This is a genomic window from Streptomyces sp. NBC_00271 (assembly GCF_036178845.1).
Classification (GTDB): Bacteria; Actinomycetota; Actinomycetes; order Streptomycetales; family Streptomycetaceae; genus Streptomyces.
In genome coordinates this window covers 287163-306791 of the sequence record NZ_CP108070.1, presented here as the reverse complement: position 1 = coordinate 306791, position 19629 = coordinate 287163, and the positions used below count along the sequence as shown (strand labels likewise).

Sequence of the window (19629 nt, the reverse complement as noted above, 5' to 3'; positions counted from 1 at the left end):
CGCACGAGGATGGACACCCGGGAGATCCTGACGCGGTTCAAGGGCGGCACCCTGCGGCGTGAGCACGCCGTGGCCCTGCTGGCCGGCACGTCGCCGGCCGTGGCCCCGCCGGTCGTGGCCCTGCCGGTCGTGGCCCTGCCGGTGGCGGCGGACCGTGAGCCGCCGCCCGTCCCCGTCCCCGGCCCTGTTCCCGGTACCGGTGTTGGTGTCGGCGACGGGGCCGGTGTGCCGTGTGCGGTCGTGGGGATCCAGGGCCGTTTCCCGCAGGCGGGGGATCTGGAGGCGTTCTGGCGCAACGGGCTGCAGGGGCGGATCGCCGAGGCCGCGCTCCCGGGCGGGCGCCGGTCGGCGTGTGCGGGCTGGCGGGGGCATTTCCTGGACGGTGTGGAGGAGTTCGACCCGGACCTGTTCGGGCTCGGTGCCCGGGAGGCGGCGGGGCTGGACCTGCAAGAGCGGCTGCTGGCGCAGAGCGCGTGGCAGACGCTGGAGAGCGCCGGATACGCCGGAGCGCGTCTGGAGCGGCTCACCGCTCCCGACGGCACGGCGCGCAGCGTGGGGGTGTATGCCGCGCTCGGCCCGGCCGGCGGTGCGCTGCCGCCCGCCGGGCACCGGCACACCGCCCCTCCGGCTTCCCGGCCCGGGCCGGCCGCGCGGCTGTCGCGGCTGCTCGACCTGCGCGGGCCCAGTCTGAGCGTGGACAGCGGTGACTCCTCCTTCCTGACCGCGCTGCACCTCGCGCTCGGTGCGCTGCGCGCGGGCGAGTGCGCCGCGGCGCTGGTCGGCGCGGTCGAGCTGCGCCTGCATCCGGCGTGCCAGCGGCCCGGCGCCGGTGAGGGGGTGGCGGCCGTGCTGCTCAAGCCGCTGGCCGCGGCCCGTGCCGACGGCGACCGCGTGCACGCCGTGATCCGCTCCAGCGCGGTCGGCCACCCGGGCCGCGCCGCCCCCGGCCCGCAGCACGGCCGGCTGGTCGGCCGGGCGCTGGCCGCGGCCGGCCTGCGGCCCCCGGACACGGGCCCGCAGGCTCCGGAGTCCGGCCCGCAAGGCCCGGACTCCGGCGCGCAGTCGGAGGTGCCGGACGCCGGCCTGGAGGCTGTGGGGGTCGCTCTGGAGGAGAGTTCCCGGACGGTGGCGGCGCTGGTGGGTGATGCCGGGGCGGTGACCGGGGCGGCGGCCCTGGTCCGCGCCGTGGGGCAGCTGCGCCATGCCGTGCTGCTGGCCGGCCCGGACCGCCCCGCGCCCGCCGCCTGGGAGCCGGCCCGCCGCGACGACGGCACCGTGCTGCCCCGCAGGGCGCTGGTCAGCGTGCCGGGACCCGCAGCCCCCGCAGCCCCCGCAGTTCCCGTAGACCCCACGGACGCCGTAGACGCCGCAGGCCCCGCAGACGCAGGGGATGCGGCAGACGCTGCGGACGGCGTGGAGGGCGTCGAGGGCACGGACGGTGTGGATGTGGGTGTGGTGCTGGTCGTGGAGGAGGCGCCCGCCGTCCCCCGCGCCCCGGCCCGCACGGGCCCGCCGCCGGGCACGCGTCCCGCAGAACTGGTGCTGCTGTCCGCCGCGACGCCCGCGCACCTGGCGGCCACCGCCGGCCGGCTCGCGGCCCGCCTGTCCGACGGCGGCGGCCGGGACGGCGCCCCGGCGGCCCCGGATCTCGCCGCACTCGCGCACGAACTGCGCCTGGGGCGGGCGGTGTTGCGCTGCCGTCTGGCGGTGACCGTCCGCACGGTCGCCGAACTGACCGACGCGCTGGCCGGCTTCGCCGCGCACCCCGGCCCGGGCACGGGCCCGGCGGGCGTGCGCAGCGCCGACCTGCGCGGCGCCGCGGGCCCGCCGCTGATCGAGGGACTCGAGGAGACCCGCGCCTATGTGGCCGCCCTGTGGCAGGGCGGCCGCCTGGAGCAGCTGACACGGCTGTGGCTGGCCGGGGCCGACGTCTGCGCCGTACTGCCCGCGCATCCCGGCCCGGCCGCCGTCGAGCTGCCCGCCACCGTGCTGCGGCCCCGCCCGCTGGAGCCCGGCCCCGGCACGGACGGAGCACCGCAGTGACCCCCCGCCCCGCACCCCCGGCCACCCCCGCCCCCGAACCTGCCCCCGGACCCGGGGCCGTCCCCGCTCCTGGTGCGGGGGGCGGGGAGCCGGTCAAGCTGTGGCTGTGTCCCAACGACGGCCTGCCGCCCGAGGTCGCGCTCCTGCTCGCCACGCACTGGCTGGACGCGCAGGAGCAGAAGACCGCGAGCCGCTTCCTGTTCGAACGCGACCGGCGCCAGTACCTCCTGGCCCACACCCTGGTGCGGCGCGCGCTGGCGCTGGAGGCGGGCCTGGCCGAGGCGGAGCTGGTCATCTGGCGTTCCGCGCGGGGACGGCCCTTCTTGCGGCCCGCCGCCGCGGGAGGGCCGCGCGGCGGCTCCCAGCTGGACTTCAACCTCTCCCACGCGGGCGGCTACAGCCTGCTGGGCATCGTGCGCCGGCACCGTATCGGCGTGGACGTGGAACGGCTGGAGGACCGGGACGAGCGGGCCATCACCACCATCGTGCGCACCTTCGCCGCCCCGGAGCGGGAATGGGTCGCGCGCGCCGCCGCCGGCCCGGCCCGCGACCGGCGCGCGCTGCGCGTGTGGACCCTCAAGGAGGCCTACTCCAAGGCCCGCGGCCTGGGACTCGGGCTGCCCTTCGACGCGTTCGCCTTCACGCTGGACGACGAACGCGGCGTACGCGCCTTCACCCCGCCGGCCGACGACACGGCCCGCCCGTGGCGGTTCGTCGAACTGGAGCCGGTGCCCGACGTGCTGGTCGCCGTCGCCGTCCCCGCCGACGAGGCCCAGGACCCGGTCCTGCACCTCGGCTACGGCTTCCCCTGGAGCCGCGCGGCACTGCGCAGCTTCCCGCTGCCCCGCCCGGTGGGCGGACACCCCTCAGCACTCCCCGCATAAGACGAGAAGGCAGAGGAGTGGGAGATAACGGTCGAAGGCCACGGCGTACGAGCTGCGGAAGACCCCTGCCGGTGCTGTAGCCGGCCGCGGGACGGACGTTTTCCTGCGGGAACGGAGCAAGTCAGGGCTGACGGAGATGATTTGTCGATCTTGTCATGTAATGGCCGCCATCATCTGTCCAACCAAAGTGATCGTGGCGACGGTGACTGGCAGAATCACAAGGACAAGGACAAGAAGCGTGGTGGCAAGACGGTCAAGGTGACCAAGAAGGAAACCATCAAAGAGGTGGAAGTCCGCCCGGATGGGACCCGCATCTTCAGGCAGACCACGAAGGAGACCACGAAGGAGACAAAGAAGGGCTTCCACAAGTCCGACAACGAGCTCCACGGTCCGGTCAACGGCCGTCAGTAACGGCCGGTTGCCGCAGCCGGTAACGGCTGAATCCGGGCCGCCGGTCACAGACCGTCGGCCCGGAGTGCTGTGTGCCGGGCAAACAGGAACCCGCTGGCCCCCGGATCCGCCGACATCCTCACCTACGCCCAGGCCTGGCACTGGACCGACCCGCGCAAGTCCGTCCCGGAAGCCGTCCGGGTGCTGCGCCCCGGCGGCGCACTCGCCCTCTGGTGGAACGACTCGGACAGCACGGTCCCCTGGATAGCCGGCCGGGACGCCCACCTGCGCCGCCTCTTCGGTGCCGGCACCGAAAAGCCCGACCCGATGGCCCGGGTCCGTGGCCTGCCGGCGCGCCCGTCTCCAGCGGGTTTCGAAGGGGTCTCGAGCCCGGGCGCCGACCGTGGGGCATCCGGACATCCGCTGTTCGTGCCGTCTGCCGCCGGGAGGTCGTGCCGTGCCCATCCTCAGGTATCTGGAGAGCCCGCTGGACGACCTGCTGCGGCGGGCCGCGGCCCGTGACGCAAACGCCCCGGCCGTCACCGTGGCAGGGGCAGGGGTGTCGTTCGCGGCCCTGGACCGGGAGGCGGACCGGGTCGCCCACTACGTGCGGCGCGCCGCGGGCCGGGCCGGCGCGGTCGTCGCCGCGGCCACCACCCTCGATGCGGTCTTCCCCGCCGTGTACTACGGCACCGTCCGCAGCGGCCACCCGCTCGCCCTGCTCGACCCGCTGATGGGGCCGGCCGCCCTGTACGAGGTGTGCTCGGCGGCCGGGGCCGAGATCGCCTTCGTACCCGCCGCGCTGGCCGGGCTGCTCGCCGGGCTCGGCGACCGGCTGCCCCTGCTGCACACCGTCGTCCTCACGGACACCCCGGCGGACACGGCAGCAGACACACCGGCGGGTGCGGGCCGGGGTGTGCCGCTGGCGCGGGCGCTGGCGTCGGTGCCCGCCGGCGTGCCCGCACGGACACCGGCGCCGGGCGTGGACGCGGTGGCGTGCCTGCAGTTCGCCCCGGACGGTGCGGGCCGGCTGAACGGGGTGCGGCTGACACACCGCAACCTCCTCGCGGGCGCCGCCCAGACCGCCCTCGCCCACCGCCTGGGCCCCTCCTCCGTCGTCCTCAACCACCTGCCGCAGTACCACGCCGTGCACCTCAACTCGGCCGTCCACGCCGGGGCCCGGCAGGTGCTGTGCCCCGGCCCGGATCCCTTCGGGGCGCTGGAAGCAGCCGCGCGGGCCGGGGCCACCCACTTCTACGCCCCGCCCGCCCGGCTGCACCGCCTCGCCGGCGACCCCCGGCTGGGCGCGGCCGGTGCCCGGACCGGCGCCCGCCGGCTGAGCGCCCTGCACGTCAGCGGCGGCGCGCTGGAACCCGACCGCGCCCGCCGGCTGCGCGACGCGCTGCGCGTGCCGGTCCTGCAGGGCTACGGCCTCACCGAGGTGTGCACCCTCTCCCACCACCAGCCGCCCGGCTCGCGGCCCGGTCTCGGCGCGGTCGGGGTCCCGCTGCCGGGCACCGAGTGCCGGGTCGTCCTGCCGGGCGGCGCTCGGCCCGCGCCGGTGTGGTCGACCGGCGAAGTGCAGATCCGCGGGCCCCAGCTGAGCCCCACCGCCCCGGCCGGGGCGGTGCCGGACGCGGACGGCTGGCTGTCCACCGGCGACACGGGCTATCTCGACGCGGACGGCGGACTGCACCTGGTCGACGCGTCCGGGTCGGTGTTCGCCTGCGACGACGCCCTGGTCGCCCCGGCCGTGGTGGAACGGGTCATCGGCCAGGACCCGCGGGTGGCCGACTGCATCGTCGCGGACTGGCCCGACCCGGCACGCGGCGCCCTGGTCTGGGCCGGCGTGGTCCTGCGCGAGCGGCCCCCCGGCGACGGCCGCGGCCTGCTCGACATCCTCGACTCGGTCGCCGAACAGGCCAACGCCCGGCTCGGCCCCGGCGAGCAGATCCGCCGCCTGGAGGCCCTCGACGCCGTCCCCCGCCGGCCGGGCGGCCGGCCCGCCCGCCGTGAACTGCGCCGCCGGCTGCACGCCCTGGCCGCCGTGGAGGCCGCCGCCTGACACCCCCGGGGGCGCGGGAGCCAGAGGGAGTAGCGGACGGATCGTGGCCCGCTGGAGCGCACCGGACACGGCCGCGCCCGCCGCCTACGGTGAGCAGGGCGGACATCCCAGGACCCGGCAGGACAACCCAGGCCCGACGGGACACCCCGGGAGAGACACAGGGAGGAGACCGCCGTGACTCCACCCACGGCTAAAGCCGCGGGCTTCCTGCGCCGGCGGCTAAGCCTCCGCGCAGAGGACCAGCCCGGCCCTCTTGAGGACGTTGAGCGCGCCGACGTGGTCGGCGTTGCCGATGTGGCCGCACTTCACGCACTCGAACTTTGCCTGGATGACGCGGTTCTCCTTCGCGGTGTGTCCGCAGTCGGGGCACTCGCGGGAGGTGTTGCGGGCGTTCACCGGGATCACGCGGCGAGCGGCACTCTCAGCCTTCTGCGCCAGGATTCCCAGGAAGAGGCCCCAACCCGCATCCAGGATGCTGCGGTTGAGCCCGGCCTTGGCGGCGGCACCGTTGGGGAGGAACGCGCCGTTGTTGTCGGGGTCGGGCTTGGATGCGGGCGTCTTGGTCATGCCCGCTGTGTTCAGCTTCTCGTGGCCGATCACGTCGTGTTCCCGGACCAGGGCGAGAGCGGTCTTGTGGTGGTGGTCGAGCCGTTGCCGTCGGATCTTCGCGTGGATCTTCGCAACCTTTCGGGCGGCGGCACGGTGTTTCTTCGTCCGGCGCCTCGTGCGCCTGGGGAAGGTGTCCAGGTGTCGCTGAGCGGTGGCCAGCTGCTCGCCCATCGAGGCGCAGAAGCGCGGGTTGTCCTTGTGCACGCCGTTGGAGTTGGTGAAGAAGTGCACCGTGCCCATGTCGATGCCGACGATGCTGCCGGTCACGGGCCAAGGCTCGAGGGGCACCTCATCACAGGAGAGCACGACGTACCAGCGGCGGCCTTCCCGTTTCACCGAGATCGTCTTGACCCTGCCTTTGACAGGCCGGTGCTGGTGCACGCGGACGTGGCCGACGCCTTGCAGCCGCATGCGGGTGACCGGATCGTGCGGGGTGGAGTCCCAGCGGCAGCCGTCCCCGTCCTTCGGGAAGGTCACTGTGTCGAAGTGCCCGGCGCCTTTGAAGCGCGGGTATCCGGGTGTCTGGCCGGCCTTCACACGCCGGAAGAAGGCTTGGAACGCCTTGTCCAGGCGGCGCAAGGTCGCCTGCTGAGAGCTGAACGACCAGCGGCCCTGGCGCTCCGGGTCGAACGCCCGGATCTCCTTGAGCTGCGCGGACTGGTCCCCGTACCTGATGCTCGTCTTCGAGCTGTGCCGGTAGGCGTCCCGGCGTTCTTGCAGCGCTCCGTTGTAGAGCGAGCAGTGATCACGCAGCATCTCGGACAGAGCCTGGGTCTGGCGGGCGGTGGGCCTCATGAGGAACTTGTAGGCGCGTATCAATCTCGCGCCTCCTTGCCCTTCTTCCAGGGGCGTTCCCACTGGGTGTTGATGTACTTCTCCACCGTGGCCGCCGACACCGCGCCGGCCGAGGCGGCGAAGTACGACGACGACCACAATGTGGGCATCCGCGACTTCAGGTGCGGGAACTCCGCCCGCAGCACGTGGGAGGTGAAGCCCTTGAACTGGTTCGCCACATACGAGGCCGACGACTTCGGGTCGTGTCTGACGAACAGGTGCACGTGATCGGGCATCACCTCAAGGGCGATGCTCTCCCACCCGCGCTCATCCGCCTTCTGGCAGATCAGTTCGTCCAGACGTTCCGCGACCCGGCCGCCGAGGACCGGACGGCGGTACTTCGGGCACCACACCACATGGAGTCCGAGGTCGTACACGCCGCCGGAAAACCGGCGAACCTTTCCGGTCACCGTCACAGGATCACTATATGGGCGCGACAGGTCTAGTGCGGCAGAGAGGCAGCATCAGGTGAACAGTGCAGATCCGTGCACCGGATTGAGGTCAGAGCAGGGTCGAGAAGCCATTCCCCGCCCCGCTGAAGCGGGGCGTCCCCTGGCTAGGTCCTGATGGACGAGCGGCACGCCACACTCCGCGTGCTCCCCGCACCGGCCCCCGGCCCCGGCCCTGATGAGGCGGCCGGCCCGGCCCCGGCCCCCCGCCCGGGCGCGCCGGCCGCCGTGCGCGTGCACGTGATCGGTGAGGACCCGCTCGCCCGCCGCGGCATCACCGCCCTCCTCGAGGGCCACCCCGGCATCCGCGTTACCGGCGAGAGCGAACCGGGACCGCCGCTGCTGCGCGCGCTGGCCGCCCGGCCCCCGCACGTCCTGGTCGCCCACGGCACGCTGGGCGGCGGACAGCTTGCCGCGCCGGCCTTCGGCGGCGGGGACCTGCCGCTGCTGACCCTCGGCGGCCCGGGCCGCACCGACGCCGCAGGCCGGGCGGCCGGCGGCCATCTGCCGGCCACCGCCACCGCCGGGCAGCTGGCCTCCGCGGTCGTCCTGGCCGCTGCCGGATACACCCTGGTGCACGGCCCCACCCCGCCCCCGCCCGGGCCCCGCCCGGCCGCCGGGCCCCTGGCGCCTATCTCGCCCGTCAGCCCCGACCGGCTCACCGACCGCGAGTGCCAGGTCCTGGATCTGCTGGCCCGCGGCCTGTCCAACGGGGAGATAGCCAGGGCGCTGACCCTGTCCGAGCACACCGTGAAGACCCACGTGCAGAACCTGCTGCACAAGCTGCGGCTGCGCAACCGCGTCCACGCCGCGATCTACGCCTTCGAATCCGGCCTGCGCGCCCCGGCCGCCCCTCTGCGCCCGGCCGCCTCCGCGGCCGACGCCCCCTTCGACTGACCTCCTCCGCCCGCACACACCACACCGTCCACATGAAAAACGGCACTCCTGACCTGACTCCGTTCCCAGGTCATTTCCCCAGCTCACGTCAACTTTTGGGCAACGGCACAGAGTGGCGTGGCGAAACGCCGTTGAGCGGTAGCGGCCGTGGAGCAGGCTGCTGCGTTCGTCGCCCCGGTCCGCGGGACGGCTATGTGGACTACATCGCCTGGACGCCGTCGTTCTCGAGGACCTGCCCCCGGGCGGGCTCGTCAGAGAACAGGTCACCCGAGGACGGGTGGCGTGTGCTGGTCACCATCCGCCGCGCTCACCCGGGTACCGCCGGCTTCCCGCTGGAGGCAGCCGCCGTCATGATGCACATCCCAGAGGGAGCGGCAGATACCGCGTCTGCGCGACCGGGGGCGGGCAGAGCGGGGATAATCGGCCGCATGGCTTCACCGTCCTCACCCGTCTCCTTGCCGTCCGCCGCCGGAGTCCTGCGGGAGCGGTACACAGGTCGCCTGCCCGCCTCGCTCGACGAGCTTTCCGGACCCGCGCAGGGCCGGGTCGAACTGCCGCTGCACGTCGCCTGGTCCGGGCTTCGCGCCTACGACCTGGACCGGCCGCGCCAGCGCATGAGCCTGTACCGCACGGTCCTTGCCGAGGGGCAGCGTGACGACCTGACCACCCTGCTCGACCGGGACCTGCTGGTCGCACAGTGGCCCGTGCTGCGCACCCTGGTCAGCAGGCACATCCGCCTGGTGTGGGAGGACGCTTTTCCCGCGCTCGCCAGGCGGACGCCGACCGCCGCGTGAACCTCAGCGAGCTCCACCGGCGGCTCTTGGCCGATGTCCTCGCGATCGGCACGCCGTACCCCTTGATCGTCACGGGCGGATACGCGGTCCAGGCCCATGGGCTGGTCGACCGGCTGAGTCAGGACCTCGACGTCGCCACCGAGAATCCGGCCCCCCTGACGGACATCGTCCACGCTGTAGAGCACGGTCTGGTCCAACGTGGCTGGGCCGTCACGGTAGTCAGCGTGGACCCGCTCTCCGCACGCCTTGTGGCCGCGGTCCCCGCAACCGGCGAGGACTGCGAAGTGGACATCCTCAAAGAGAACCTCTGGGCACCGCCCGTGGAAACGGAGTACGGCCTGGTCCTCGCTCTTCCTGACGTCATCGGCACCAAGGTCCGCGCCCTGGCTGACCGGGGCGCGGTAAGAGATCTCATCGACGTGCACGCCGCCGCCGAGCACCACACCACGAACGACCTCGAACGGCTCGGCGAGCGGCACGGCCGCGACGAGTTCCGCCTCCAGGACCTCCACGACCGTCTCGCCGGCGCCGAGTGGTACGACGACGAGGAATTCGCGCCTACGGACTCACCGAGGACGAGACCTCACGTCTACGGGCCTGGGCCCAGCATTGGGCAAGCGACCTCGACCATCGGCTCGGCGCAGACGACCACGAGGTCTGATGCTGCGGCTGCTCGTGTGCGGGCCGGTAACACGCAGCTCACCGTCGGCAGTCAGCCGTAGATCGTCATCTGATCCCTCCATGGATACTCCGCCCTTCAGGGCGGCGAGGAAACGGACTCCTGCGGAGCAGTGCAGGGAAAGACGATTCGCCGCCAGGGCGGATCGTCGATCCGGCCAACTACCCGCAGATAGTGACAAGTCGATGCGATAGTTTGTGAGCTGTGGGCACTCACGTGAAGCGGGCGTATCGGTACCGCTTCTATCCGACGGATGCACAGGCAGCGGAGCTGTCGCGCACGTTCGGGTGCGTGCGGAAGGTCTACAACATGGCGCTCGCCGCTGTCGTCCAGGGAGCCATCGGGCTGGGGCTCGCCGTTGCCGAGGTTGTGACCGAGGTCGGGTCGGGACTGAACGGGAATCGGCGCAAGCTGCACCGTGTCCTGTCGGACCCGGCCGTTGCCGTCATCGTCGTGGATCATCGCGACCGGCTGGCCCGTTTCGGTGTCGAGCATCTGGAATCGGCACGGTCGGCTTCCGGCCGGCGTCTGGTGGTGCTCGATCCGCAGGAGACGACCAGCGGCCTGGTCCGGGACATCACTGAAGTCCTCACCTCGATGTGTGCCCGGCTGTATGGGCAGCGAGCGGCGAAGAACCGGGCCGCACGCGCTATCGCCGAGGCCACCGCTCCGGCGGCGGAGACGACCGGGTGAGCGGGGCGGAGCCTGCCGGGAGCGGGAAGAAGAAGCGCCGGGGGTTCGAGGCGCGGCCCGGCTTCCACGTTGTGGGCCACAGGCTCGCCCTCGACCCCAATGCGTCCGGCCTGCAGGCTCTGGCCTCGCATTGCGGGGCGGCGCGGGTCGCCTACAACTGGGCGGTGCGGCATGTGCTGGCGAGTTGGTCGCAGCGCGCGGCGGAGGAGACCTACGGCGTTCCCGAGGCAGAGCGCGTTGCGTGGCGGTCGTGGTCGCTGCCGTCGTTGCGGAAGGTGTTCAACGAGGCCAAACACAACGACCCGTTCCTGCGGGAGTGGTGGGCGCAGAACTCGAAGGAGGCCTACAACACCGGCCTCGCGAACGCTGCCGCCGCGTTCGACAACTACGCCAAGTCCCGGCGCGGCGAGCGCAAGGGAGCCCGGATGGGCAGACCCCGTTTCAAGTCGAAGCGGAAGGCTCGTCCGGCGTGCAAGTTCACCACCGGCACCATCCGCCTCGATGACCGGCGGCATATCGTCCTGCCCCGCCTCGGCCGGATCCGCCTCCATGAGGACGTCCAGCCCCTCGTGGACGCGATCGCCGAAGGCGGGACGCGGATTCTGTCGGTGACGGTGCGGTTCGAGCGGGGCCGCTGGTTCGCGGTCCTGCAGACCGAGGAACGCCACGCCATCGCCCCTGCCACCCGCCCCGGCACGGCAGTCGGGATCGACCTCGGCGTCAAGACTCTCCTCGTCATGGCGGACTCGGCCGGCGAGGTCCGCGAGGTCGCGAACCCCAAGCACTACGACCAGGCACTCACGCAGCTCCGGAAGGCCTCCCGGACCGTCTCCCGCCGACGCGGCCCCGACCGGCGCACCGGACAGGCCCCGTCCCGTCGCTGGGAGAAAGCCAACGCGGTCCGTAACCGGGTGCACCACCGGGTGGCGAACCTGCGGGAGAACCATCTCCACCAGGCCACCGCGCGTATCCCCGCCGAGTACGGCACCGTCGTGGTCGAGGACCTCAACGTGAAAGGCATGGTCCGCAACCGGCGTCTGTCCCGCCGTATCTCCGACGCGGCGTTCGGGGAACTGCGGCGCCAGCTCACCTACAAGACCCAGCGCCACGGTGGACGTCTGATCGTCGCCGACCGCTGGATGCCCTCTTCGAAGACCTGCTCCCGCTGCGGTGTGGTGAAAGCCAAACTGCCCCTCGGCGTGCGTGTCTTCGAGTGCGACGTCTGCGGACTCGTCCTGGACCGGGATGCGAACGCAGGCCACAATCTGGCCGCCCTCGCGGCGGCCAACGGTAGAACGGGTACCGGAGTGGCCGGAGACCCGGGCCCCCTGGTGGTGGTGCCGAAGCCTCGTGGAGCCAAGCAGAAGACCCGCACCGCCCGAACCCGCAAGGGGACGGGCACGCGGGCAGCTGGCGCAACACCCCGCCAGGGGACGGAAACGAGAGATCGTCGACAGGACACCAGGCGCGAGCAACTCGCGCTCTGGTGACACCGTCACGAACCTTCCGGGCGGAAACACCCGGAATACTGAGAGTCGCTAAGACTCGAAGCAACGGGTGCAAAGGGGCACGGGGTTAACGGTTAACGAGGGTTACGGGAGTTACGGGCCGGGCGGGGCGCACCGTTTGGGCCAGCCGATGTCCTCGTCGGACGGTGCGTCCGGCGCGGGCGGGGCGGGGTGGCCGGTGTCCGCGGCCGGGGAGGGGCCGCTGCCGTGTCCCGCGGTGGCCGTCCACGCCGCCCGGGGTGGTGCGCACACCGATGGCCTCATCGTCGACTCCCGGGCGTTGACCTGCACAAGGACTCCGCGCCCGGCCGGGTGCGCCGGCCGGGTCCTGCCGAGCGTGCTCCGCCGCGCTGGAGGAACGCTGGAGGAGTCCACGAGAGGCGCGTGAGAGGCGCGTGAGAGCGGCACGAGATTCCCGGCGGGGGCCTGGCAAAGGTTTGCCCGCGTGTTGCCCGGCGCCCTACGCTCGGGGCGGCTCCCGGTGAAACTTTCTTGCCCGCTCACCCCAGGGGATTCGGTCATGCTGCGACAGCCCGCGTTCGGACACCGCCTGAAAAAGCTCCGGACGGCCCAGGGGCTGTCGCAGACGGCGCTGGCCGGCGAGGGCATGTCCACCGGCTATCTCTCCCGCCTGGAATCGGGGGCGCGCCAGCCCACCGACCGGGCCGTGGGCTATCTGGCGGGCCGGCTGGGCCTGGACGTCGCCGACTTCGAGGAGCCGGTCACCGGTTCCCTGGCGCACGCGCTGACGCTGGCGTCCTCCACCGGTTCCGCGGACGCCATCGGGGCGCTGCGCGCGGCGCTGGCCGCCGAGGGCCACGAGAGCGCGGTGCTGCGCTGGCAGGCGCTGTGGCTGCTGGCCCGGGCCGCCCGGCTGCAGGGCGATCACGCCGCCGAACGCGCGGACCTCGGCCGGCTGGTGGCGCTCGGCGACGAGGTGGGATCGGCCGAGCTGCGGGTGCGCGGCCTGACCCGGCTGGCCCGCTGCCTGCGCTCGCTCGGTGAGATCACCCCGGCCCTGGACGCGGCCGTCGCCGCCCACCGCCTCGCCCTGGGCGAGGACCTGGGCGTGGAGGACCGGGCCGCCGCGCTGCTGGCGCTGGTGTCGGTGCAGGCGGAGGCCGGGCAGGTGCCGGAGGCGCGGGTGCACGCCGACGAACTGGCCGCGCTGGTCGCCGGCCGCACCGACGCGCTGTGGGCCGAGGCCATGTGGACGGCCGCCGCCGTCCGGGTGCGCCAGGGCGACCACACCGGGGCGCAGGCCTTTTTGGATGCGGCCCTGGAGCGTTTCAGCAGCCAGGAGGACCTGGTGCTGTGGCTCAGGCTGCGGCTGGCCGCGGGCCGGCTGCACCTGCAGACCCTGCCCCCCGACCCCGCGCGGGCCGAGGCCTGCGCCGCCCAGGCCGAGGCCGCCCTCGCCTTCGTCGGCACGCCCGCCCTGCGCCAGGACCTGACCGCGCTGAAGGCCGATCTGGCGTTCGCCACCGGCCGCTACGACGATGCCCGCGCCCTGCTGGGCGACCTGGCCGGGGACGAGCCGAGGATGACCTACCGCGACCGGGTGCGGCTGGAGATCCTGCGCCAGCAGCTGCTGATCCTGGGCGGCGACGCCTCCGGCGTGGAGGGGCTGCGCACCCTGGCGCAGCAGGCCCAGGCGGACGCCAACATCGACCTCGCGGCGGAGATCTGGCGGACCCTCGCGGACGCCCTCGCCCAGTCCCGGCCCGCCCCGGCCGAACCGGCGTGACCCGCCCGCGCCCGGCCGGACCACTGCGGGAGGAAAAGGGGCAGGGAAGGGCAGCGCAGAGAAGGGGCAGGGGAAGGCGGGGGAGTGGGGGAATTCGGGCGGGGCGGGCGGCGCGCTGATTCCCGCCGACCGCGGGGGAGTGCGGTGCGGAATGCGTATTTCCTTTGCCGGATTTCTCGAGGGCGCCTCGCATTCCGGTGGACGCGGCGCAATGCGCCTTGACGCGCGGTGCGGACCTTCGTGAATCTCAGTACGGTATTGGCCGCTCACGCCCGAAGGGACACCACCGTGGTCAGCAGGAACAGCAAGAAGAAGAATCCCGCAGGAAACGAGCCGGAGCTCAGCCCCGCATTCGGCAGTGAGATCACCGACGGCCCGGACGAGGACACCGAGATGTCCGTCCTGGGCAGCATCGCCCTGCAGTAGGGGCCGCCGCGGACGGCAAGCGGGTGCGGGAGGCGGGAGGCGGGAGGCGGGAAGGGGGTGGGGCGGGAGACCCGCGGGTTTCCCTTCCTCACCCCCCGCCCGTATCCGCGGCAGCCGCCTTCCGCGGTGTCAGGACGCCACGAGTGCCACGCACATCGCGCCCAGCGCCACCGCCTGCAGCACGACCCGGGCGTTGATGACGCTGTCCCAGGTGCGCTGCAGGCCCCGCGCGTTCGGCGCGGTGCGGCAGTCGAGGGCCGCGTCGGTCAGCTCCTTGTTCACCGGCGCGCTCACCTTGTTGTAGACGGCCAGCCACACCACCAGGGCCGCCGCCGCGACGGCGGCCGCCGCGGCCGCCGTCACGCGGCCGCCGAACCCGGCCGCGACGGCCGTGGCCACCGTGGCGAGCAGGCCGAAGACGCCCGGGACGGGCATCCGGCGGTCCCCGAAACGGTGGATCTGCCCCATGGTGCTGGTCAGCACCGCGTCGTCGACGTGCGCGAGGGCCGGCCGCTGGACGATCGCGGAGAAGACGTCGGTGCCGTAGACCACCGCGTTGGCCATCGTGGCCACCACGGCCAGGGTCTGTACGAGGGTTTCCATCACAACCACCCTTGTCCGTCTGCCGGTTGCCACATGGCCTGCCGCCACGTGGATTTATCAACGCTAGATGTACTGCCGACACTATCAAGTTCAGTGCTTCGAATGCTAGCGTTGACAACTCCAGTGGTCCGCAGGGGATTCCGCAAGGACGAGGGAGCACCCCGGGCCGCAGCGGAGTGCCGTCCCCTCCCCGCGGGGACATCCGCCCGGACAGCCACGAGGAGACAGACCCATGGCCCTTGGACGTGCCCGTCGCGTACTCATCGCCGGCGGAGGGATCGGCGGCCTGGCCGCGGCCCTCGCGCTCCAGCGCGCCGGTCTTGAGCCCGTCGTCTTCGAACGGGCCGAGGCACTGCGCGACGGCGGCGCGGGCCTGCACATCTGGACCAACGGCGTGCTCGCGCTGGACTGCCTGGGCGTGGCCGGACAGGTCCTCGAGACGGCCCCGGCCCAGCAGGTCGCGCACTTCAGCACCCACCGCGGCGAGGTGCTGGGCGCCTGGCCGGTCGGCGACTTCGTCGAGCGCTACGGCGCGCCCACCATCGCCGTCGAGCGCTCCGTCCTGCACGGCGTGCTGCGCGAGGCCCTGCACGGCTCCCCGGTGCGCACCGGGGCCCACGTGACCGGCTTCGAGCAGGACCAGGACGGGGTCACCGTACGGTTCGCGGACGGCGGCAGCGAACGGGGCGACCTGCTGATCGGCGCCGACGGCATCCACGGCACGGTCCGCGACGCCCTCTTCGGCCCCGCCCGCAACCGCTACAGCGGCTACATCGCCTGGCGCGGCCGCTCCCCCCTGCAGCACCCGGACATCCCGCCGGGCACCTTCAACGCAATGTTCGGGCCCGGCACCCGCTTCACCTACTACGACGTCGCACCCGGCCTGGTCCACTGGATGAGCGTGGCCAACGGGCCCGCGGGCGGCCGGGACGCGCCCGGCGTGCGGGAGATGCTGCTGCGCCGCCACCGCGGCTGGGGCGGCCCGGTGGCCGACATCCTCGCCGCCACCCCGCAGGAGGACATCATCCGCGGCGACGTCGAGGGCCGCAGCCCCGAACGCCGGTGGGGCCAGGGCCGCGTCACCCTGCTCGGCGACGCCGCGCACCCCATCACCTTCAACATCGGGCAGGGCGCCTGCCAGGCCCTGGAGGACGCCCTGGTCCTCGCCGAGCACCTGGAGCACGCCGACGACCCCATCGCCGCGCTGCGCCGCTACGAGCGTGAACGCCGCGCCCGTACCGCGCCGCTGCAGCGCATCGCCTGGCGGATCGGGCGGATGGGCGCGGTGCGCAATCCGCTGCTGATCCGGGCGCGGGAGGCGTTCATGCGCAAGAACTGGAACACGAAGGCCTTCGCCGCCGCGGAGAAGGGCCAGGTCGCCTACGGCACCCGCTGGGCCCCGGCCCGCCGCCCGGCCGCCACCGTGGACTGACGCCCGCCCTCGCGGCCCCGGCCCCGCTCCAGAACCCCCGCCGTTCCAGGACCGGTTGCGGGCCCCGTCTCCGGCTGTCCTGCCCCCCGGCTCACGGGCCCGCAGGCGGTCTGGGGACCGGGTCCCGGGTCCCGGGACCCCGGGTCCGGCGGACCGGCCCTGGGCTTGGCGTCCCGGCCGCACCCCGCACCCCGCGGCCCCGGCCCGGATCCGGCCCCTCGGTCTTCGGGGCCGGCCCAGCCCAGTCCGGCGCGTACCGTCCCACCGGTCCCGCCCGCCCGGCGGGCGTCAGCCGGGTGCCGGCCGTCGCTGGAGGGCGCCCGGCTGCCGTGCCCCGGCCCGCGCCGCCGGATACAGCCCGTCCCAGAGCGGGTCCCCGGGCGGAAACCCCAGGCAGACCAGGACGTTGACCAGCATCCCGTACGCCATGAACGTGGTGGTCTGGCCGGTGTCCGCGCCGAGCGGCCGGTGGACGGTGTCCCACAGCCGCCGCCACTCGGCCCGCACCGCCTCCCCGAACGCCGCGTCACCGTCCGCCTCGCCCGCCGCCACCGCGACATACACCTGCATCTGCATCAGCAGCCGCTCCGGCTCCTTGACGATGACGCGGGTGTACGCGTTGGCCATGGCGCGCAGCGCCTCCTCGCCCGCCAGGCCCTCGGTGGCCTCGGTGAACAGCCGGGCGGTGTCGGCCAGGCAGCACCGCGCCGCCGCGAGGAAGAGCGCCCGCTTGCCCGCGAAGAGCCGGAAGAGGTACGGCTGCGACACCCCCGCACGCCGGGCGATGGCCTCGGTGGACGTGCCGTCGTACCCGCCCCGGGCGAATTCGCTCACGGCCGCGCGGATGACGCTGCGGCGCCGCTCGTCTGCACTCATCCTCACCATGCCAGCACGTTAGTTGCTGATTGCCGGGCGCCGTAGTGCCGGTCCAGACGCATTCAAGGAATGCGCCAGAGCCCCGTGGCAGATTCACAGAATCGAGCACCGCCAGCCGACCGCTCGATGACCTTTCTCCGGCTCTGAAAACAGCTCTTCGGACAGCTCTTCCGGCAGTTTTTCCGACGGTTCTTCCGACAACTCAGTGAGGCAGGAACGGGGATGATCGACAATCTCTTCACGATGTTTCCCGGGCAGGGCTCGCAGCGCGCGGGCATGGCCGGGCATCTGCTGCGTGACCACCCCCGCACCGCCGGACGCGTCCTGGCCCGCGCCGAGGAGGCGACCGGCCTGCCGCTGACCGCGCTGTGCAGCACCGCGCCGGAGGAGGAGCTGGCCCCGACCGAGATCGCCCAGCCCGCCATCGTCGCCACCAGCCTCGCGGTCCTTGAGGTACTGCGCGACCAGGCGGGTTTCGTGCCCGCCGTGGTGGCCGGGCACAGCCTGGGGGAGTACCCCGCGCTGGTGGCCGCCGGGGTGCTGGAGGCCGAGGCGGCGCTGCGGCTGGTACGCCGCCGGGGCGAGCTGATGGCGGGGGTCTCCCGCCGGGTCGGCGGCGCGATGACGGCCGTACTGGGCCTTGCCGCCGCCCGGATCGAGGAGATCTGCGCGGACTGCGCCCCCCTGGGCGTGGTGGAGATCGCCAACTACAACGAGCCGGGCCAGACCGTGATCTCCGGACAGCGCCCCGCGGTCGAGGAGGCCGCCCGCCGGGCACTGGCCGCGGGCGCCGAGCGGGCGGTGGCACTGAAGGTCTCCGCGCCCTTCCACTGCTCGCTGATGCGGGCGATCGAGGACGAGTTCGCCGCCGAACTGGAGCGCGTGTGCTTCAGCGCGCCCCGGCTGCCCGTGATCAGCTCGGTGACCGGCACCCTGGTGCGCGACGGCAGCCACGCCCGCGATCTGCTGCGCCGTCAGCTGGCCGGGCCGGTGCGGTGGGTGGACGTGCTGGGCGCCGCGGCCGCGCACGCCGTGGACGGCTGCCTGGAGGTCGGCCCCGGCCGGGTGCTCAGCGGCTTCGCCAACCGCACCGGCGTCCACTCCGTGGTGCGCAGCACCCACGACGCGCGCCGGATCTTTGCACTGCTGCGCGAGCTCGGGCAGGAGCCCGCCCCTGGCGCCGCCGCCTGACCCGGCGCGCGGACCCGCCCCGGCCCGCACCCACCGCCCGCCCCCTCTCTCCCCTTCCCTTCTCTCCCTCCTCTCCCTTCTCTTCCTTTTCTTTTTCCTCTCCCGTCCGTCCGGTGCGGGCCCCCGGGCCGGTACCGGCGGAACGACCCATCGAAAGGCAGCCAACGGTGTCCGAAACCCTGACCCCCACCTCGACCGACTACTTCTCCGCGGTCCAGGCCGCCATCGCCGACGCCCTGGGCATCGACGAGGCCGAGGCCGTGCCCGAGGCGACCCTGCTCGGGCAGCTGGGTGCCGAGTCGATCGACCTGCTCGACATCCTCTTCCGTATCGAGCGCGCCACCAAGGTGAAGATCACCGTGGCCGACATCGCCGCCCTGCTGCAGGGCGGCATCCCCGACGAGGAGTTCGGCGACGAGAACGAGGTCGTCAACGACACCGGCCTCACCCACCTGGAGAAGGTCCTGCCGCAGTTCGACCGCAGCCAGCTCAGCGAGCCGCTGACCGCCGAGGGCGTGCTGGGCCTGTTCACCGTGCAGAACCTCACCGACCTGCTGACCGAGCGGGCCGAGGCCCAGCACACCGCCTGAACCCGCACCCCCTCCCCCCGGGGTCGGTGGCGGTGCGGGCCAACGGCGTCCCGCACCCCCGCCACCCCTCCCGCCCCCGCCCGCGCGGGCCCCGGCCGGCCACCGCCCCCTCGTAGCAGAAACGGGAAGAGACAGATGAAGCTGAAGGACCGCACCGCCCTGGTCACCGGTGCCTCACGCGGCATCGGCCGGGCCATCGCCCTGGCCCTGGCCGAGCAGGGGGCGGCCGTCGCCGTCAACTACCGCTCCCGCCAGGAGGACGCCGCCGCGGTCGTCAAGGAGATCGAGACGGCGGGCGGCCGGGCCGCGGCCGTCGCCGCCGACGTCGCCGACCCGCAGCAGGCCGCCCGCCTGGTCCAGGAGGCCACCCGCCTCCTGGGCCCCCTCGACATCCTCGTCAACAACGCGGGCACCAGCGACGACGGCCTCATCTACGACGCGCCGCCGGACGCCTGGCTGAACGTCATGAAGACCAACTTCGGCGGCGCCTGGCACTGCACCCACGCCGTCCTGGAACAGTTCATGGCCCGCGGCGACGCCACCATCGTCAACATCTCCTCCGCGATGGGCGAACGCGGCTGGATCGGCCAGGCCAACTACTCGGCCTCCAAGGGCGCGCTGAACTCCTTCACCCGCTGCGCCGCCGTCGAACTCGCCCGCTTCGGCATACGGGTCAACGCGGTCCTGGCCGGGTTCACCCCGACCGAACTCGTGGACGGCGTGCTGCAGCGCGACGGCGGCAAGAGCATCAAGCGGCAGATCCCGCTGCGCCGGTTCGCCACCACCGGCCAGGTCGCCGCGGCCGCGGTGTTCCTGGCCGGCCCCGACTCCGGCTACACCACCGGCGAACTGCTCTGCGTGGACGGCGGGTTCTCCGCCCAACTGGGCATCGGCCGCCCGTAACGGACGCGTGAGGGAA

The 19629-nt window shown here is 73.3% G+C and carries 18 protein-coding genes and 3 pseudogenes; 16 read left to right on the top strand and 5 right to left on the bottom strand.

Annotation, left to right across the window (positions count from 1 at the left end):
* Positions 1-9 precede the first annotated feature (9 nt).
* The 5 genes and pseudogenes from OG798_RS01570 (at position 10) to OG798_RS01550 (ending at position 5382) form a co-directional block, all read left to right on the top strand.
* Positions 10-2043, top strand: coding sequence for a beta-ketoacyl [acyl carrier protein] synthase domain-containing protein (locus tag OG798_RS01570; RefSeq protein ID WP_328755977.1), 2034 nt, complete (start codon positions 10-12; stop codon positions 2041-2043).
* Positions 2040-2927, top strand: a complete 888-nt coding sequence (locus OG798_RS01565; protein ID WP_328755976.1) for a 4'-phosphopantetheinyl transferase family protein — start codon at positions 2040-2042, stop codon at positions 2925-2927. Before OG798_RS01570 ends, OG798_RS01565 begins: the two co-directional genes overlap by 4 nt.
* Before the next feature lie 141 nt (positions 2928-3068).
* Positions 3069-3338 carry a hypothetical protein gene (locus tag OG798_RS01560; protein ID WP_328755975.1) on the top strand — a complete coding sequence of 90 codons (270 nt, stop codon included), beginning with the start codon at positions 3069-3071 and terminating at the stop codon, positions 3336-3338.
* Between the two features lie 30 nt (positions 3339-3368).
* Positions 3369-3668, top strand: a pseudogene (locus OG798_RS01555) (methyltransferase domain-containing protein); the annotation flags it as partial.
* A gap of 106 nt (positions 3669-3774) precedes the next feature.
* The gene (locus OG798_RS01550; protein WP_328755974.1) at positions 3775-5382 is read left to right on the top strand and encodes an ANL family adenylate-forming protein; all 1608 of its coding nucleotides are present in this window, start codon (positions 3775-3777) and stop codon (positions 5380-5382) included.
* 219 nt (positions 5383-5601) lie between these two features.
* On the opposite strand, the gene OG798_RS01545 is transcribed toward OG798_RS01550, so the two are convergent.
* Together OG798_RS01545 and tnpA are read right to left on the bottom strand one after the other, a co-directional pair.
* Positions 5602-6810, bottom strand: coding sequence for an RNA-guided endonuclease InsQ/TnpB family protein (locus OG798_RS01545; protein ID WP_328755973.1), 1209 nt, complete (start codon positions 6808-6810; stop codon positions 5602-5604).
* On the bottom strand, positions 6807-7235 hold the full coding sequence (tnpA, locus tag OG798_RS01540; protein WP_328759965.1) for an IS200/IS605 family transposase: 429 nt from the start codon (positions 7233-7235) through the stop codon (positions 6807-6809). The genes OG798_RS01545 and tnpA overlap by 4 nt, the downstream gene beginning before the upstream one ends.
* 156 nt (positions 7236-7391) lie before the next feature.
* On the opposite strand from tnpA, the gene OG798_RS01535 reads away from it, so the two are divergent.
* From OG798_RS01535 to tnpB, 5 genes and pseudogenes are all read left to right on the top strand, one after another.
* Positions 7392-8171: a response regulator transcription factor gene (locus tag OG798_RS01535; RefSeq protein ID WP_328755972.1), complete on the top strand. Its 780-nt coding sequence runs from the start codon at positions 7392-7394 to the stop codon at positions 8169-8171.
* A 428-nt stretch (positions 8172-8599) separates the two neighbouring features.
* Positions 8600-8965 (top strand): hypothetical protein, encoded by a 366-nt coding sequence (locus OG798_RS01530; protein ID WP_328755971.1) that lies wholly within the window; start codon positions 8600-8602, stop codon positions 8963-8965.
* Positions 8962-9626, top strand: a pseudogene (locus OG798_RS01525) (nucleotidyl transferase AbiEii/AbiGii toxin family protein). Before OG798_RS01530 ends, OG798_RS01525 begins: the two are co-directional and overlap by 4 nt.
* Positions 9627-9872: 246 nt before the next feature.
* Positions 9873-10337 (top strand): annotated as a pseudogene (locus OG798_RS01520) (IS607 family transposase); the annotation flags it as partial.
* The gene (gene tnpB / locus OG798_RS01515; RefSeq protein WP_328755968.1) at positions 10334-11827 is read left to right on the top strand and encodes an IS607 family element RNA-guided endonuclease TnpB; all 1494 of its coding nucleotides are present in this window, start codon (positions 10334-10336) and stop codon (positions 11825-11827) included. The pseudogene OG798_RS01520 and the gene tnpB, both read left to right, overlap by 4 nt.
* Before the next feature lie 111 nt (positions 11828-11938).
* Here tnpB and OG798_RS01510 read toward each other — a convergent pair whose 3' ends face one another.
* Positions 11939-12109, bottom strand: coding sequence for a hypothetical protein (locus OG798_RS01510; protein WP_164331916.1), 171 nt, complete (start codon positions 12107-12109; stop codon positions 11939-11941).
* Positions 12110-12365: 256 nt separating this feature from the next.
* Here OG798_RS01510 and OG798_RS01505 point away from each other — a divergent pair, with 256 nt between their 5' ends.
* Complete coding sequence (locus OG798_RS01505) at positions 12366-13592, top strand: helix-turn-helix domain-containing protein (protein ID WP_075032279.1); 1227 nt, start codon at positions 12366-12368, stop codon at positions 13590-13592.
* Positions 13593-13880: 288 nt separating this feature from the next.
* Positions 13881-14018 carry a hypothetical protein gene (locus OG798_RS01500; RefSeq protein ID WP_328755966.1) on the top strand — a complete coding sequence of 46 codons (138 nt, stop codon included), beginning with the start codon at positions 13881-13883 and terminating at the stop codon, positions 14016-14018.
* A gap of 129 nt (positions 14019-14147) precedes the next feature.
* On the opposite strand, the gene OG798_RS01495 is transcribed toward OG798_RS01500, so the two are convergent.
* The gene (locus tag OG798_RS01495; RefSeq protein WP_054229246.1) at positions 14148-14621 is read right to left on the bottom strand and encodes a DUF1772 domain-containing protein; all 474 of its coding nucleotides are present in this window, start codon (positions 14619-14621) and stop codon (positions 14148-14150) included.
* A 232-nt stretch (positions 14622-14853) separates the two neighbouring features.
* On the opposite strand from OG798_RS01495, the gene OG798_RS01490 reads away from it, so the two are divergent.
* Positions 14854-16053 (top strand): FAD-dependent monooxygenase, encoded by a 1200-nt coding sequence (locus tag OG798_RS01490; protein WP_328755964.1) that lies wholly within the window; start codon positions 14854-14856, stop codon positions 16051-16053.
* A 288-nt stretch (positions 16054-16341) separates the two neighbouring features.
* On the opposite strand, the gene OG798_RS01485 is transcribed toward OG798_RS01490, so the two are convergent.
* The gene (locus OG798_RS01485; RefSeq protein WP_179436231.1) at positions 16342-16938 is read right to left on the bottom strand and encodes a TetR/AcrR family transcriptional regulator; all 597 of its coding nucleotides are present in this window, start codon (positions 16936-16938) and stop codon (positions 16342-16344) included.
* A gap of 213 nt (positions 16939-17151) precedes the next feature.
* Between OG798_RS01485 and fabD the strand changes: the two genes are divergently transcribed.
* From fabD to OG798_RS01470, 3 genes are all read left to right on the top strand, one after another.
* Positions 17152-18120, top strand: coding sequence for an ACP S-malonyltransferase (gene fabD, locus OG798_RS01480; RefSeq protein ID WP_328755963.1), 969 nt, complete (start codon positions 17152-17154; stop codon positions 18118-18120).
* A 167-nt stretch (positions 18121-18287) separates the two neighbouring features.
* Positions 18288-18710 carry an acyl carrier protein gene (locus tag OG798_RS01475; protein ID WP_328755962.1) on the top strand — a complete coding sequence of 141 codons (423 nt, stop codon included), beginning with the start codon at positions 18288-18290 and terminating at the stop codon, positions 18708-18710.
* 135 nt (positions 18711-18845) lie between these two features.
* Positions 18846-19613: an SDR family NAD(P)-dependent oxidoreductase gene (locus OG798_RS01470; RefSeq protein ID WP_097228332.1), complete on the top strand. Its 768-nt coding sequence runs from the start codon at positions 18846-18848 to the stop codon at positions 19611-19613.
* Positions 19614-19629 lie beyond the last annotated feature (16 nt).